This is a genomic window from Streptomyces sp. NPDC096205 (genome assembly GCF_044763135.1).
Taxonomy (GTDB): Bacteria; Actinomycetota; Actinomycetes; order Streptomycetales; family Streptomycetaceae; genus Streptomyces.
Map to the genome: position 1 here is coordinate 334,932 of NZ_JBIWFS010000010.1, position 18,094 is coordinate 353,025.

Below are 18,094 nucleotides of genomic sequence, written 5' to 3' on the forward strand. Positions count from 1 at the left end.
GCCGATACAGTCCGACATGCGTAAACCCCACATCTACCCGGTGACGCCGGGACGTTGGAGGTGCACATGGCGCTGGTCGTGGTTCGGTTGCACCCCCAGGGGGACCCGGTCTCGGGTTCGGATTTCTCGTCGGCGCTGAACGGGCTGACGATCCGTGTGTTCGATCTGTCCACGTCGGGGAGCGAGGCACAGATCGGCAATCCGGCGAGTTACGTGGCTCCGCCGGATCCGCTGCATCCGGAACTGCCGCATCCCAACACGGGAATCGTCCAGCACTTCCGGCTCACCAGCCCGCTGTCGGGCATGTTCGAGCGGCTGGCCTCGGCGACCGCGCTCTTCGAGATCGCGCCGCCGAACCCGCCCGCGGGCCGCCCCGAGCACGGCACGCGGGATCTGCGCGTGGAGGTGTCACGGGGCGGCGGTGTCATCCTCGTCCGCCGGATCTTCATGAACGTTCCGGAGGCTTCCGGTTCGATCCCGGTCGACCGCGGGGTGTTTCCCGGCATCGGCCCGACCTCGCTGTACCTCGGCGTACCTCCGGCCGGCACCCAGATCGACCCGGCCGACGCGTACGTCGAACTGCCCGCCGACGGCAGCCCGCCGGCATACGACGGGCTGCTGAACGCCGTCGCCCGGGTGCTGGGACACGACCCCGGGGGGCCGGTCTCCCTGACCGGGCTCAGTGTGCCGCAGGCCAGGCACGTCGCCCGTGAGATCGTCTGGAACCAGAAGTTCCGGCCGATGCCGGTGCCCGGCACGACCGACCTCGGCAAGCTGTACACCACGCCGGTCAGTACTGCCGACGACGCCGAACGCGGCAAGTTCGAGGCGAAGTTGACCTCGTACTACGCCCAGGGCGACGCGGACGCCGAGCGGCTGACGGGCTATGTCTACGCCCTCACCACGGCGGTCGACGCGGAGGACCGGACGACGAAGGCCACCCAGGCGGCCCTCACCTTCCCCGTGCTGCCGGGGCAGACCGGCACCGGCGAGCGGTACACCACCGCGCGGGCCCTGGTGACCAACCTCCCGGCGAACGCCCGGTTCACCGTGCCCGCTCGCTACTTCTACGCGCTCGGCGCGGGCCTGCCCGTCACCTTCGACGCCGAGCAGCGCTACCGGTCCGCCCTCCTCGCGGACACCGAGCGGCTGCGCGTCATGCTCAAGGCCGCCAAGGACAGCGGGGTGATCAAGGAGCAGCCCCCGGCCTCCCCGCCACCGCTCCCCGCCGGACAGCCGCCGGTCGGGGACGCCCCCGCCGTCACCATCGCCCAGGCCGTACGCCGGCTGCGCGCCCTCGGGGACACCTCGGGCAAGCCGCCGCGGATCGCCGCGACCGGCGATGTCCTGGCGCTGGTCACCGGCTGGCTCGCGGTGACCCAGGCCGACATCGACACCGGCTTCTGGGACACCGTCGTCACGACCCACGCGAGCGGTCACCTCGACCTCGTGCTCACCGCGCTGACCCGCGGGTACGTCGTCCAGCCCGGCAACACCCCGCTGCGGACGAAGATCCGCGCCACGCTCGCGCCCGCCGACGCGCCCGCCCTCTCCCGGATCACAGCGGCCGCGTGGGAGGCGTTCTTCCGGAACGACGCGTCCTGGCCCGGCACTCTGCCCGACTTCACCCGGCCCGGTTCCCTGGACGAACGGCTGCAGGCGTTCATCCAGGAGGTACGCAAGTTCTTCGTCCTCGCCTCGGCGGTGCAGGCCGCCCCCGACAACGCCCCGGACGCGCCGCCGCTGCTGCGCGTGCCCGACGGCGATCCGGTCAACCGCTTCACGGCCGCCTACCACGCCCGCGCGGGCGCCGACTTCGTGTTCGGCGGCACCAACGACCCAGGACACGTCCAGGACGCGCTCAACGACGTCGCGAACACCCTGTTCCCGACCGACGCGCGTGGGCGGGAGTGGCTCGCTGCCGCGATCTCGACGGTCGACGACCTCATGCGGCTCGTCGCCGTCGTCCCCGCGTCGCTGCGCTTCTCGATCGCCGAGGCCCTCTACGCCCGCGGCTTCACCAGCGCCGCGCAGGTCGCCGCCCGTACCCGACAGGGCCTGCGGGACGCCCTGATCGGCACCGTCGCCATCGACTACGCCGATGCCCTCGGCTCCGCGGCCGGTGGCCCGGCCCCCGATCCGGAGCCGGGCGGCGACGGCCAGGCGGTGCCGGTCAACCCCGACGGATGCCTGGTCGACTGCCGACCGCCCGACCACCTGTCCGCGCTCGGCCCCGTCGCCTACCTCAAGGCCCTGCTCGCCCTCCCGCTCACCGCGGACTGCCACCAGCCGGACGGCACACCGCACGGCGACGGGGTACCGCCCACCCTCGGCGACCTCGTCGTGGCCCGCCGCGGTCCCGTCGACCAGTTGCGCGCCACCGCAGCGAACCTCGGCACCGCGATCCCCGTCGTCGACCTGGTCGACGAGTCCCTGGAGGCCCTGGCCGGCAGCCCGGGGACGGGCAAGGGGGCCGTCCACGACACCTCCGCCGCTCTCACCGACGAGGATCTCGCGGCCCGGCCCGAGCACTCCACCCCCGCGGTGCCTCTGCCGGCCGGCGCCACGTACACGCCCCTCGCCACCGACGTCAGCCACCCGCTCCTGCCGTACCACCAGCCGCTGGACATCGCGCGCAGCCACCTCGACGTCCTGGGCACGTCCCGGTACGAGGTCATGCGGGCCTTCCGCCGCGACATCACCGAGTTCGTGATCGACCCGGCCGCCGAACCCGCCGAGTTCCGCCGCACCCTGTGGCGCTACCCGCTGCGGCTGCCCATCGCCCTGGAGTTCCTCGGGATGAGCCCGCAGGAACACGCCCTGCTGTTCTCCCCCGGCCCGACCACCAGCCCGAGGAAGGGCACCCCCGTCTGGGAGTACTACGGGTTCGCCCGCAAGACCGAGAACGACCGCTCCTGGACGGACCTCGTCGTCCGGCTGCCGCGGTTCCTCGAGGCGACCGGCCTGGACTGGTGCGAGTTCCTCGACCTGTGGCGCAGCGGGATCGTCCCGTTCGGACGTCGGAGCGAGGAGGGTCAGGACCGTACAGCGAACGAAGCCGAGGAGCCGGCGTTCCCGGACTGCGAGCCCTGTCGGCTCGACGACTACGTGCTCGACCTCTCCCTGGCGGACCTGCGCCGCCTCGCGGTCGTCGTACGGCTGTGGCGGATCCTCAACCGCGCCTGCAAACCCGCCTTCGGCTTCGACCGACTGGCCGATGTGGCCGCCGTACTGCCCCTGTTCGCCGCGGACGGCTCCCCCGTCCCCGACTTCGTCCGGCAGTTGGCCGCGCTCCAGCTCCTGCGCCGCCACTTCGGACTCCCCTTGGCGCCGCACGGTCACGAACCCTCGGCCGAGACCCCGCCGGGAACCGGGCGCAGCCCGCTGCTCGCCCTGTGGGCCGGGCCGGACGACCCGCACTGGGACTGGGCCGTCGGCGCGCTGCTGAAACACACCGGCGAACACGCCGTGCGGCGCTTCGGCTGCCGACCCCGTCCCGCGAGGTTCCTGGAGATCCTCGCCGAGAACCTCGACCCGCTGTCGGTCCTGGCCGGGTTCGACCCCGCCGACCCGCAAGCGCAATGGCACGCACGCCCCACCAGTACCCTGCGCTACGCCGAGGTGCTGGCCAAGCTGTACGCCAGCGAACTCGGCGTGGGCGAGCTGCTGTTCCTGTTCACCGTACGGGACCACGCCCAGGGCGACGACCCGTTCAGCCTGCCCTCACCCAACGAGACGCGGGACGATCCGCTGACGCTGCCGGACGACGACACGGCCAACTCGCTGTGGGGGCTGCGCGAGCGACTGCTCAACGTCGATGACACGGAAGATGCCGCGGACGATGCCGCCGACTGGTCGTGGACCCAGATCGACGCCGCCCTGCGCACCGAGTTCGGCTACACCAGCGCTCCCGGCGCGGACCCGCTGTACCGGCTCGGGGCACACTTCTTCCCCTCGCTGCTGGAGGACGACGGCATCGTCGTACCGGTCGAGGACCGGCGCTGGAGCGCGCCGCTGGCCGGTTCGCCGCCCGCGATGTGGAACACCCCGCCCGACGGCCCGTTCCGTCATGCCGCCGGCCGGCTCACCGCCGGGCTCCCGCTGCGGGACGATGCGGTGGCCGCGAAGCTGGCCCGTATCCGTCAGCTGCGCCCCGAAGAGCAGCACGCCGTACGGGAGTTGCTCGCGGGGCCGCGAGCGGACCTGACGCCGTTCGCGTTCCTCTTCGAGGACGCCGAGGCCGCGCTGCGTCTCCTCGTGCACGAGGGGGACGAACGGGAGCGGTTCGCCTTCTTCGGCCGCTCGGTGCGCCGGGCGGTGGCGCGTGCGCGGGTCGTCGCGGACCATCTCGCGGGGCACGTCGAGGCGGCGACGGGACAGCGCCGGGAGGGGACGGCCGCGCTCGCCAAGGCCCTGCTGCTGGCGCTGCACGGCGACGAGAACGCGGGCCTCGCCCCGTGGGAGAACGACGCCGGGACCACGCCCGCCGTGACCTGGGACGGTGTGAACGGGGCCGCACTGGCGGCCCTGCTCTCGGTCACCGGCACGGGCCTGCTGGGCGAGTACCGCCGGGTCACCACGTCCGGAGAGGGCCCGCTCGTGTGGCGGCAGCCCACCTCCGGCCTGCGGCTGTTCGGTCCCGGCCGCGACGAGGCCGCCGTCGCCGTGCCCGGCCTGGTGCCGGGGCTCGACGCCACGCTGACGGCGGGGCAGGGCCGGTTCGCCGGCGTCCGCAACGGGTTCGCGCTGAGCGACCCCACCGGCGAACCGCTCGGCGCCGCGGAGGGCTTCGCCGTCCGCTGGACCGGCAGCCTGCTGGTCGAGACCGGCGGCGCGTACACCTTCTACGCCGGTGCGCCCGGGCAGGACGGCGAGATCCCCGACCCCGAGGCCGCGCGGGCCCGGCGCTGGCGTGTGGTGCTGCGCCGGGGGCAGCGCGTCTGGGTGGTGCTGGCCCGGCACTGGCCGGGCGAGACGGGCGCACCCGAGTGCGCCTCCGAGCTGGAACTGCGCCGCGGTGCCTACGACGTGGAGATCGAGTTCGTACAGCCGGCACCGGAGTTCGCCGAGGCCGACGACGTACGACCGGCCACGACCGGATTCGAACTCGCCTACCGTGGCCCGGACTCCGAGGGCCGCCCCGTCGCCCTCCCCCGGCACCGGCTCTACCGGCGCACCCAGGACCCCGGCCCGCTGGACGGCGGCCTTCAGGACCTCACCGACGTCGAGCGGCGTGCGCTGCGCGAGCGGTACACCGGCTCGCTGCGTGACGTACGCCGTACCTATCAGCGGGCGTTCAAGGCGCTGCTGCTGGCCCACCGGCTCGGACTGTCCGCCGCACCCGTGGCGGACGACGGACAGTCCGAGATCGGCTACCTGCTCACGCACCCGGACCGGTTCTCCGGAGCGGCCTACCGCAAGGAGGGCGCCGCCTACACGGTGCACCTGGCGGGTTTCGACCCCGACCTGCTGCCGGTGGCCGACCCTTACCTGTCCCCGGATCCGGCCGTGGACCAGCGGGTCGCGCCGTCGGTCGCCCGGCAGCAGGCACTGACCGACATCTGGGAGCGCCTGTTCGACCACACGGTCACACGGGCCGGGACGACGGGTTCGCCGGAGCGGCCCCTGTGGCTGCTGTTCCACGAGTCCGCGGAGGGCCACCCCGACCTGCCCGCGGATCTGCTGCGGTACGTAGGCGTCGATCTGCTGCGCACCTCGCTCGTCACGCTGTTCGACGGCGGACCCGCGCTGGTCAGCGACGACCTCGTGGACGAGCGCTGGCCCATCCGCGTCTGGCACGCCGACCTGCTGTTGCGCAGGGTGCTGCGCCGCTTCCTGGTCGCGGACGTGCGCACCGCGCGGCCGGATCTGTGGGCCGCGGACGACCCGGCGGCCGGCGGCAACGCCAACCTCACCGCCTTCGTCGCCGACGGCTATCTGTCCGCGGGGCCGCCCCGCCGGTACGGCGATCTGCGCGCCCTGAACGACGGTCTGCGCACACGCGGTCGCGCCGCCCTGCTCGCCCACCTCACCCGTTTCGACCGGGTCACCGGCGTCGGCGGCGCCCCGGTGCGCGAGGCCCGGCAGCTGAGCGACCTGTTGCTGCAGGACGTGGAGGCGGGCCTGTGCGAACGGGTGGGCCGCATCGACGACGCCATCAGCGCCGTACAGACGCTGGTCAGCCGGGCGCGGCTCGGTCACGAGCCCGACTGGGTTCCGGCTCCCGGCTTCCTCGCGCTGTGGGACGCACAGTTCGCGCGCTATCAGGTGTGGGAGGCGTGCGCGCGGCGGCGGTTCTACCGCGAGAACTGGGTCGACGTCGACGAGCTGGCGCTGGCCCGGCGCAGTGAGGCGTTCGCGTTCTTCGAGGCGCAATTGCGGCGGGTCACGCTGACCCGGCCGGAGCCGGGCGGGCTCGACGTATGGGCGCAGCCGCCCGCACCGGAGCACCCGGGGCTGGCGCTGCTCCAGGTGCGCGACCCCGCCACGCTGCGCGAGGTCGACCCCGCCTGGCACGGGTTCGACCTGCTGGGGACGCCTCAGCGGCATGCCCGGCCGTCGTGGCTGGCGGCGGTGCACGCACCGTCCGGCGACCGCGGCGACGTACCGCCTGACGGCGGAGACGGCGACGGCCAGCAGCCGCCGGGGCACGGCGGGGACGGCGAGCAACCGCCAGGCCATGGCGGCGACGGCGAGCAGCCGCCTGGGCACGATGGGGACGGCCAGCAGCCACCGGCCCATGGCGGACACGACCAACGGCCCCCGGGCCATGGCGACGACCAACGGCCCCCGGGCCATGGCGACGACCGGCAGCCACCAGGGCATGGCGGGGACGATCATGAGCCGCCGCGCGACGGCCCGGTCGGGCTGGGGGCGGCCCCGCGGCGCGACGAGCGCGGTCGGCCCGGCGACGACGACAGCCCGTCGCCCTCGGCGGCGGTGGAGCTGCCCTGGTGGGTCGAGGCGCCCGTGCGGCTCGGTACCCGTTTCCTGCGGGTCGCCGCCGCCGGCGACCCGGCGGTCACGGCAGGGCCCGGGACGATCGGGCTGCTGCCCGGCCCCGCCGCGTCGTCGTGCTGTGCCACGTGCGGCTGCGAGCACGGCCCGTACGTCGACGAGTACTACTTCTGGCTCGCCGACGCCCGCCTCCACGACCCCGTCGAGCAGGACCCGGGCTGGCTCTGGCACGAGCCCGACCAGGTACCCGGCTTGTTGGTGTGGCCGGAGACGCGGGCTGTGCGGCTGGCGTGGTGCCGGGTGCGGCACGGGGAGTTCGGCCCTGTCTGCCACAGCAGTGAGGCCCTGCGCTGCACGGCCGGTGCGACCCTCGGCTTCGCCGGACGCACCGACGACTCCGTCCACCTCGTCGTCACCGGCGGCATCGCGCCGCCCGGCCACGCGGCTCAGCCGCCCGGGTTCCGCTACGACATCGCCGACGACGACGTCGTCGTACTGCCGCAGGCCGTGGCCGCCCCACCGGCGCCGCAGCCGCCGGCCGGTCCGGTGCACCCGGGACAGTTGCCCGCGTATCCCTACTTCGTGTTCCACAGCCCCGGGGCACCGCTGGTGCCGGCTTCGCCGCACGCCCCGGCGACGGCCGTGGCAGCCGCGCTGCGCGCGCACTGCCGGCCCGGTGCGGCGCTCGGCTGGTACCGGCTCACCGCGGACGTCGCCCACGGTGACGCCTCCTGGCTGCGCTGCGCTAGGCGAGAGGAGCACAGGAGGCATCGTGGATGCTGTACGGACAGCACGCGGGCCTCCGAGCAGGACGTGCGGCGGCGCAGCATCGTGCTGCACCACGCCGAGACCCTGCTGGAGTGGGGCGACGCGTTGCTGCGGGCCGGGGGCAGCCCGGAGGATCTCAGCCAGGCGCGGGTGGTCTTCGACGGGCTGAAGGCGATCCTGGGCCGGCGGCCGCGTCTGGTGCTCGACGCCGATACGACGCCGCCCAGCGAGGCGCCGACGGTCGCCGCGCTCGTCCCGCATCCGGCGCCGCCGAACCCTCGGCTGATCGGGCTCTACGACAGTGTCGAGGACCGGCTGTGTCTGATCCGCGCATGCCTGGACGCGCAGCGGCTGCCCGCCCTGTGGCCGCCGGGCGGCCCGTTCCTCGGGAACACCGAGCGGCCCGGCTGCGACGACGTCTGCGTGCCGGACAGTCCTTACCGTTTCGCCTTCCTGGTCGGCCGGGCCCGCGATCTCGCCACGGAGGTGCACGGCCTCGGTGTGGCGCTGCAGAGCGCGTTCGAGCGCGGGGACGCCGAGTTCCTCGCGGCCCTGCGTGCGGACCAGGAGCGGCAGTTGCACGCGCTGTCGGTGCAGACCCGGCGGTTGCAGTGGCGGGACGCGGACTGGCAGGTGCAGGCGTTGCAGAAGACCAAGCAGATCGCCCTCACCCATCGCCGTTACTACGCCGACCTCGTGGAGGCGGGGCTGATCCAGGGCGAGAACGACTACCTGTCGCTGACCGAGCAGTCCGTGGGCAGCCACGGTACGGCGATCCCGCTGGAGGCGACGGGACAGGCACTCGGCTTCATCCCCGACATCTGGCTGGGCGTGGCCGGCATGGGCCCGCTCAACGCCAACCAGCTGCCGCTCGGCACCAAGCTCGCCGGGGTGTTCTCGGCGGCCTCGCGCATCGCGGGGATCTTCGGGACGATCGCCGGGATCACCGCCTCGGAGCGGCTGACCGAGGCCGGCTGGGACCGGCGTACGGCCGAGTGGCGGCACCAGGTGGAGATCCACGACATCGAGATCGAGCAGATCGAGCGGCAGATCCTCGCGGCCGAGCGCCGCCGGGACGCCGCGCTGCACGAGCTGGACGAGCAGCAACTGCGCTGGGAGCAGGCCAGGATCACCGAGGAGGTCGTCCGCGACAAGCTCACGGGCCATGCCCTGTTCCTGTGGCTGCAGCAGGAGACGGCCGCGCTCTACCGGCAGACGTACGAGCTGGCAGCCCGTGCGGCGGTGCAGGCACGGCGGGCCTTCGAGCTCGAACGCGCCCTGCCCGCGGGGAACTTCCTCGCCGACGCGCGCTGGGACCGGCTGCACGAGGGGCTGCTCGCCGGTGAGCGGCTCACGCTCGGGCTGCGCCGGATGGAGCAGGCGTACCTCGATCTCAACGAGCGCGAGTACGAGCTGACCAAGCACATCTCGCTGCGTCTGCACGCGCCGGTGGAGTTCCTGCGGCTGCAGGCCACCGGGCGGTGCGAGATCGAGCTGCCGGAGTGGCTGTTCGACCGGGACCACCCGGGGCACTATCTGCGCCGGATCAAGAGCGTGGCGATGACGGTGCCGTGTGTCGCCGGGCCGTACACCGGGGTTCACGCGCGGCTGACGCTGCTGGCGAGTACGACGCGGGTGAGTCCGGTGCTGACGCCCGAGGCGGCACCGTGCTGTTCCACGCGGGCCGACGGGTGTGGCTGTGGGGGCGGGTGCGAGGACTCCGACACGGGCTGCGGCCAGGGCGGTTACGCCCTGCTCCCCGAGGATCCGCGTGCGGTGCGCCGGTACGCCGCCCAGGAGGCGGTGGCCACCTCCAGCGGCCAGAACGACAGCGGCATGTTCGAGGTCCGCTTCCAGGACGAGCGCTATCTGCACTTCGAGTACCAGGGCGCGGTCAGCCGCTGGCTCCTCGAACTCCCCCAGGACGACAACCAGTTCGACCTGTCAAGCGTGACCGATGTCGTCCTGCACCTGAACTACACGGCACGGGAGGGCGGCACGGCCCTGGCGGCGGCGGCACGGCGGGAGGCACGCAGGCGGCTGCCCGGCGACGGACTGCGCGTCTTCGACGTCGAGCAGGACCTGCCGCAGATGTGGTCCGCCTTCTCGCGCGCCGCCGAGGACGAGGAACGGCGGTTGCCGCTGCGGCTGTCCCGCGCGATGTTCCCGTTCCTGCCCGGCAACCGGGGCCTGCGCATCCGCCGGGTGGAGTTCTTCCTCGAGGCCGGGGGCGCCTGCCCGTCGGTGCACCACCCGGTGCGGTTCAGGCCACCCGGGCGCCGGGGGGCCGAGGAGTACGAGGTCGTGGAGTGCGTGGCCTCGCGCGACTGGCCGGAGCTGTTCCACGGTGTGCTGCCCGACCTTGACGCGCAGGGCGTTCCCACGCTGGTGCCCGGCGCACGGGAGGCCGACCTGGGCAGTGTGACGGTGCCGCCGCAGTTCGGGGAGGTGTCGCGGCTGTGGCTGCTGTGCAGCTACGAGGTCGACGAGTGTGACCGGAGCGGGCGATGACCGACCTGGACCAGGGCGCGCCCGCCTTCCCGGGCGGGGCGCAGGAAGACGCCGGGACCAGCCCTGTCCGGCCCCGGCAGGATCCGCTGCCCGGGCCGGAACTGCCCTCGGCCGGCGGGGCGGTGCGCGGGATCGGGGAGAAGTTCGGCACGGACGCGGTGACGGGCACGGGGTCGTTCGCAATTCCCGTTCTCCTCACCGCCGGCCGGGACGGCTTCGGCCCGCAGATGTCGCTCGCCTACGACACCGGACAGGGCAACGGGCCGTTCGGGTTCGGCTGTTCGCTGCGGCTGCCGTCCATCACACGCCGCACCGACAAGGGGCTGCCCCGCTACGACGACGCACACGAGTCCGACGTGTTCGTCCTGTCCAGCGCCGAGGATCTCGTCCCCACCGGGCGGGACCGGCGGGTGGGCGGCCATGTGGTGCGCGGCTACCGTCCGCGGGTGGAGGCGAGCTTCGCCCGGATCGAGCGCTGGACGAGCCTCGACGACCCCGCCGATGTGCACTGGCGTTCCTGGTCCCCGGACAACGTCCTGACGGTCTACGGCATCGACGCCGACGCCCGGATCAGCGACCCCGAGGAGCCGGAGCGCGTGTTCTCCTGGCTGATCAGCCAGACCCGGGACGACCGCGGCAACGCGATCGCCTACGAGTACGATCGCGGCGACGGCGTACGGGACCGGGCACAGCGCTATCTGCGGTGTGTCCGGTACGGCAACGCCGTCCCCCTGCTGGACGACATCGGGGAGCGCCCGCTCTCCGTGACCACGGCCGAACTGCGCGCGATGCGGTGGTACTTCACGCTCGTCCTCGACTACGGCGGCCACGACGAGGAGCGGCCTGCCCCGCAGCCGGACCGGCGCTGGTCGCCCCGCCCGGATCCGTTCTCCTCACGCCGCAGCGGTTTCGAGCTGCGCACCGAGCGGCTGTGCCGTCGGCTGCTCATGTTCCACTCGTTCCCCGAGGAACCCGACGTCGGCGACGACTGTCTCGTGGCCGCGACCGAGCTGACATACGCGCCGACCCCGGCGCCGGACGAGGCGACCCGACCGGTCTACGCGGAGCTGACCGCCGTCACCCACGCCCGCTTCCGGCGCCGGCCCGAGGGCGGGTACCGGCGCAAGGCGTTCCCGCCGGTGGAGATGGCCTACAGCCAGGTCGCCGTCCGGCACGAGGTGCAGATGGTGGAGGCGCGGGAGCTGGCCCGGCTCCCGCACGGCCCCGGCCGGCTGCGCTGGGTGGACCTGCACGGCGAGGGCATTCCCGGCGTGCTGACCGAGCATCCGGGCGCCTGGTACTACCTGCGCAACCTCAGCGCGCTCACGGACGCGCCGCACTTCGGCCGGCCGGCGCCCGTACCCCGGGTGCCGAACCGGAGCCTCGCCGCGGGTGCGGAACTGCTCGACCTCAGCGGGGACGGCCGCCTGGACGTCGTCGACCTGACCGGGCCGCAGGCCGGGGTGTACGAGCAGGACGAGCACGGGGGCTGGCGACCGTTCCGCCCCTTCGCCGGGCCGCTGGTCAGCGACCCCGGGGCGGACCTGCGCCTGGTCGACGTCACCGGGGACGGGCTCGTCGACGTGCTGCGCCTGGCGCCCGACGAGCTGGGCTGGCACGAGGGGCTCGGCACATCGGGCTTCGGCCGCGAGCAGAGGGTGCCGGTCGATCCGGCGCAGTGGCGGGGCACCCGCGTGGTGTTCACCGACAACTCGGGTGCGCTGCTGCTGGCGGACATGACCGGTGACGGGCTGCGGGACCTCGTTTGGATCGGCTGCGCGCAGGTCTGCTACTGGCCGAATCTCGGTTACGGCCGCTTCGGTCCGCGTCAACTGCTGGAGAACTGCCCGCGGTTCGACACCGACGACCGGTTCTCCCCTGGCCGGGTGCGCCTGGCCGACATCGACGGGACCGGCACCAGCGACCTCGTCTACCTCCATCCGGACGGGCCGCGCCTGTACTTCAACCAGTCCGGCAACGGCCTGAGCCGCGAGGTCCGGCTGCACGGGCTGCCCCCGGTCACCGACGTGGACGACTGCGACGTCGTCGACCTGTTCGGCAACGGCACGGCGTGCCTCGTCTGGACCTCTCCCCTGCCCGGGAACGCGGGGCGGGCGGTGCGCTACGTCGATCTGATGGGCGCCAAGCCGCATCTGCTGACCCGGACGACCAACAACCTCGGCGCCGAGACCCGGATCCACTACCGCTCCTCGACGGCCTTCTACCTCGAGGACGAGGCCGCGGGGCGGCCCTGGCGTACGCGGGCGCCGTTCCCGGTGCAGGTGGTGGAGCGGGTCGAGTCGATCGATGTGGTGGCCCGGCACCGGCTGACCACGCGCTATGCCTATCACGACCAGTATTTCGACCCTGTGGAGCGGGAGTTGCGCGGGTTCGCGGTCGTCGACCAGTGGGACACCGAGGACTTCGAGGCTGCCGAGGACTTCGACGCTGCCGAGGACGCGGGAGACGCGGGGTGGGAGAACTCGCATCCGGTCGCGTGGGAGAACTCCCACCCGGTCGCGCCCGTCCACACCCGCAGCTGGTTCCACACCGGCGCGCTGGGGCCGGGAGGCGCGTCGGCGCACGAGTACGACGAGGGGTGTGCCCGCGACGGCGTGCCCGACAGCGTCCTGCCCGAGGGGCTGACCCCGCAGGAGGAGCTCGAGGCCTGCCGTGCGCTCAAGGGCATGCTGCTGCGGCAGGAGGTGTACGGGCTCGACGGCTCGGAGCACGAGTCCGTGCCGTACAGCGTGCTGGAGCGCAACTTCACCGTACGGCTGCTGCAGCCGGCCGGCCGAGGCCGGCACGCGGTGTTCCTCGCGCACCCCCGGGAGCAGTTGACGTCCCGTTACGAACGCGACCGCGACGATCCGCGGGTCACGCATGCGATCACCCTGCGCGTCAACGAGTTCGGCCAGGCGCTGGAGGAAGTGGCCATCTCCTACGGGCGGTTGGCCACCGACCCGCAGCTGACGACGCCGGTCGACCGGGAGGAGCAGGCGCGGACCCTGGTCACCGCCGTCCGGTACGAGCACAGTGAGCCGCTGCTGGACGATCCCGGCCACTACCGGCTGCCGGTGCCCGCGCAGCAGAGCACGATCAAGGTGCGGGACGTCGTCGTGCCCGAGGGCGGCTGGCTGCGTTTCGAGGACTGGACGGGGTCGGGGGCGCCGTTCGCCCGGCCGCACCGGCTGCTGCGGCGCACCCGCACCCTGTACCGTCCCGACGACCTCGGCGGCGCCGACCCGCTCGCCCTGCTGCCGCCCGGCCGCGCGGGGCGGCGGGCGATTCCCGGTCTCGGTCTGACCCTGGCGTTCACCCAGGACGTCCTGGCCCGCGCCCTGACCCGGGACGGGCGGCCGCTGCTCACGCCCGACGACCTCGACGCGGTCCTGCGCGAGGGCGGCTATGTGCCAGGTGACGCCCCCGGCGAGTGGTGGGTGCCGTCGGGGCGGACCTTCCTCGGGCCGGCCGGCGCCTTCCCCGGCGAGGCGGCGCAGGACGAACTCGCCTACGCCCGGGCGCACTTCTTCCGGGCGCGCCGTTACCGCGATCCCTTCCAGGACGGCGTCACCAGTCCCGACCGCGAGGTGTGCTACGACCGGTACGACCTGCTGCCGGTCGACACCGTGGACAGCCTCGGCAATCGCAGCACGGTCGGCGAGCGCGGTCCTGACGGGGTGCGCGAGGACTCCGGCCTGGACTACCGGTTGATGAGACCGGTCCTGGTGACGGACTCCAACGGCAACCGCTCCGCCGTGGCGCTCGACACCCTCGGGCTCGTCGTGGCGACGGCGGCCATGGGCAAGCGGGGCGAGGGGCTCGGGGACTCGCTGGAGGGGTTCGACGACGCGTTCGTCGACGCGCCGGGCGGGGACGGCGTCGAGGACGCCGAACGGCTGTTGCTCGGTGCGACCCGGCGCGTCTGCTACGACCTGGAGGCGGTCCGCCGTACGGCGTCCGAGCCGGTGGTGCAGCCGCTGTCGGTACGGACCATCCTGCGCGAACGGCACCTGAGCGACCTGGCACCGGCCGAATCCTCGCCGCTCCAGCAGAAGTTCGTCTACGTCGACGGGTCCGGGCGGGAGATCCAGGCCAAGACCCAGAGCGACGAGCCGGGCGGCTGGATCTCCAGCGGCTGGAAGGTCTACAACAACAAGGCGAACGTCGTCCTGTTCCACGAGCCGTACTTCACCTCCACGCACCGCTACGAACCCGGCCGGCGCGAGGGCGTGTCGACCGTCCGCTGCTACGACGCCACGCAGCGGCTGGTCGCGACCGTGTTCCCCGACGGGACGTACACCAAGCGGGTGTTCGGCGCCTGGTGGTCGAGCACCTGGGACCGGGCGGACACCGTCCTGGACGATCCACGCCGCGATCCCGACATCGCCGTGGCCACCCGCGGCCTGTCCGGGCTCCTGCCCGCACAGTGGCGGCCGTGGTACGAGCAGCGGATCGACGGCGGGCTCGGCGACGCCGAGCAGGCGGCAGCCCGGGCCAGCGCGGCCCACGCGAACACCCCGGACAGGGAGTGGTTCGACGCGTTGGGCCGGGCCGTGCTGGTCCGGCGCACGGACGGTCGGCACGCGGTGGACAGCCGGGTGGTGCTGGCGATCACCGGCGAGGTGCTCGCCGTCCACGACGCCGTGCCGGACGAGGATCCGCGCGGGCGTGCGGTCAGCCGTGCCGACCACGACCTGCTCGGCCGGGTCGTACGGCACTGGGCGCTCGACTCGGGGACCCGCCTGCGGCTCGCCGACGTCCTCGACCAGGAGCTGCGCACCTGGGACTCCCGCGGCCATGTCTCCCGCACCCGCTACGACGCCGGCCGTCGCCCCGTCGCCGTCCTGGTGAAGGGCGCCGACGCCGAGCGGCCCGAGGCCGAGGTGACCGTGGAGCGGGTCGTCTACGGGGAGACGCTGCAGGACGCCGAGGAACGCAATCTGCGCGGGCGTATCCATAGGCGGTACGACCAGGCCGGATTGGCGGTGTGCGACGGCTACGACTTCAAGGGCAGCCCGAGTTCGTCCACGCGGCGCGTGGCGGTGGCCTACGACCGGGTACTGGACTGGTCCGGACAGCCCACGGACGACGACGGCCTGACGCCCACGGGCGAAGACGGCCCGGCGCCCACGGGCGAAGACGGCCCGGCACCTGCGAACGAGGACGTTCCGGAGCCCCCGGACGACAGCGCGTTCGAGCCCGCGCGTCTGGACGCCTCCACGCGCCTGGACGCGATGAACCGCCCGATCGTGCTGAACTCGCCCGCCCTCGACTCGTCGGCCACCATCACCCGCTACCGGTACGGCCGTTCCACCCAACTGCGCGCTCTCCAGGTGCAGATCGAGGGCGAGCTGGACGCCGACGGGCAACCGGTGTGGACGGACGTCGTCACCGCCATCCGCTGCAACGCCCGCGGTCAGCGCACCCGCATCGAGCGGGGGAACGGGCTCGTCACCGACTTCACGTACGACCCGCTGACGTTCCGGCTGGTCCGCGTGCGCACCTGCCTCGGGGACAGGTGTGTGCAGGACCAGCACTACACGTACGACGCCGCGGGCAACCTGCTGCTGGTGCGGGACGACGCCGTACCACCTGTCTTCTTCCGCAATCAGCGCGTCACGGGCGAGTCCGCCTACCGCTACGACGCGCTGTACCGCCTGGTCGAGGCGACGGGGCGCGAGCAGCTCGGGCTGGTCGACGCGAGCGGCCCCCGGCCCGGGGCACACCGGTCGGTCGCGCATGTGGAGGACGGGATCGCCGTCGGGCGGTACGTGGAGCGGTACGCGTACGACGCCGTCGGCAACCTGCTGCGGATCACCCACCGCGGGAGCGATCCGCAACACCCCGGCTGGACAAGGGAGTTCCACTACGCCCCGGACTCCGGGAACCGGCTCATGGCCACGTCCAGCACCGACGGCCCACGGGAGACGTACGCCTACGACGCGCACGGGAACACGGTGGCGATGCCGCACCTGGCCCGGATGGAGTGGGACCACCGGGACCGGCTGAGGTCGACGTGGCGGCAGGTGGTCGACGGGGACGGCGAGGACGGCGAGGCGGGTTCGGTCGTCGTCGATCGCACGTACTACGTCCATGACGCGACCGGGGTCCGCGCGCGCAAGGCGACGCGGCGTTCCAGCGGTGGGCTGGTGCGCGACGAACTGTTCCTGTCCGGAGTGGAGTTCGTCCGGGCGCACACCGGGCGCCATGCGGGCCTGGTCCGTACCGGCCTCGATGTGGGCGACGGGGTCGGTGTGTTCGCGCGGGTCGAAACCCGCAACGACGTGGAGGACGGCTCGCCGCGGCGCCGGGTGCGGCATCAGCTCACCGACCATCTGCGGTCGGTGGTGCTGGAGTTCGACGACGAGGGCAGGCTGCTGTCGGCCGAGGGGTATTCGCCGTACGGCGCCACCGTCTGGCGGGCCACCCGCGGGCAGACCGACGCCCCGGCCCGTAGAGGGTTCCTCGGCAAGCAGCGCGACGACGAGACGGGCTTCTACGCCGTCGGTGCCCGGTACTACGTTCCCTGGCTGGGGCGTTGGCTGTCGTGCGACCCGGCGGGCCAGCGCGGTCCGACGAGCCGGTACGCGTACGCCGCCTGTGATCCGGTGAACCGGCTGGACGACAACGGCGCCTGGGACATCAGCTGGAAGGACGTCGCCATCGGGGCGGCGGTCGCCGTCGGAACGGTCGCCGTGGTGGCGGTGGTCGTGGCGAGCGCGGGTACGGCGGCGGCTCCGCTGCTCGCGGCGACGGCCACGACGCTCGGGGTGAGCGAGGCCACCGTCGTCACCGGGGTGGTGGTGACCGGCACCGCCTTCGGTGTCGCGGGGACCGTGAACACGGCCAACGAGGTGGCGACGGGCCGGACGATCACCGGCAGGGTGCTCAGCGACCAGGAACGCTCACGCAAGCTCGGTGCGCTGCCGGTGGAGGCGGTGGCGACCATCTTCGGCATGCGGGGCATCACCTTCGGAGGCGGTGGCGGAGGCGCGGCGCCGAGCATCGCCGCCGATGTGTCGGTCAGCGCCAACGGGACCGCGGCGCTGGCCCGGCCGAGCTTCGACTTCGGATTCAGCCTGCCGAACGTCGTCGCCAACACCGAGGCCATCGCGCCGGCGCTCATGGCCACCGCGGTTCCCGTGGTCAGTGCGATCACGGGCGGGGGCGGGGGTGGCGGGGCGTCCGGCGGTTCGGGCGGGTCCGGGGAGTCCGGCGGGCAGTCCCAGGAGCCGAACCAGTCCGTCAAGCCGCCACCGGAACCGAACAGTTCGTCGGCCACCGGGTCAGGTCCGGGTGTGCAGCCCGAGCCGAGTCCCGCCGCAACCTCCGACGCCGCGGGGGCCGCCACCGGCGGCAACGGCGCCAACGGCTCGACGTCCGGGGGTTCTACGGCGGGCCCGAACATCGCCCCGTACAAGGACATCGGCGGCCACCACATCCACCAGTCGGCCGCCAACTCCCCCGCCGGGCAGACCTCCCGCTCGGGCAACCCCAACCACGGCGACGCCCTGGCCATCGAGCAGGGCGTACCGGGATTCACCGAGGCCGACCACAATCTGGCGTCCGCGCTGCAACGCAACGCCAACCGTGCGATGTGGGGCAAGGAGATCACCGACCAGCCGATCGGTCCCGTCACGATCGCCGCCAGTGGAGAGGGCACGGCCGTAGGCACGCCGTCGCCTTTCTTCGAGGACGTCAAGGCGTTCTTCGCCCTGGTCGCGGCGGGCCGTTCACCCGAGCAGTCACTGGTGGACGTCCTGCGGTCGCGGGCGCAGATCGACGCGTCGGGGGCTTCGACGGTGCGGGTGCCGACGCGGTGACCCCTCCTGGGCGGGCCGCGCAGTCCTCGGGC

2 protein-coding genes are annotated in these 18,094 nt (G+C 73.3%); both read left to right on the forward strand.

The annotated features are described in order from the left end of the window. Nucleotides 1-66: 66 nt before the first annotated feature. The gene (locus tag ACIQ6Y_RS33530) at nucleotides 67-10,236 is read left to right on the forward strand and encodes a neuraminidase-like domain-containing protein (RefSeq protein WP_404044863.1); all 10,170 of its coding nucleotides are present in this window, start codon (nucleotides 67-69) and stop codon (nucleotides 10,234-10,236) included. Continuing rightward, complete coding sequence (locus tag ACIQ6Y_RS33535; RefSeq protein ID WP_404044866.1) at nucleotides 10,233-18,062, forward strand: SpvB/TcaC N-terminal domain-containing protein; 7,830 nt, start codon at nucleotides 10,233-10,235, stop codon at nucleotides 18,060-18,062. Before ACIQ6Y_RS33530 ends, ACIQ6Y_RS33535 begins: the two co-directional genes overlap by 4 nt. The last annotated feature ends 32 nt before the right edge of the window (nucleotides 18,063-18,094 follow it).

Excerpts from the sequence above, each read along its gene's own strand:
- ACIQ6Y_RS33530 (WP_404044863.1), top strand. The coding sequence starts at position 67 with ATGGCGCTGGTCGTGGTTCGGTTGCACCCCCAGGGGGACCCGGTCTCG.
- ACIQ6Y_RS33535 (WP_404044866.1), top strand. The coding sequence starts at position 10,233 with ATGACCGACCTGGACCAGGGCGCGCCCGCCTTCCCGGGCGGGGCGCAG.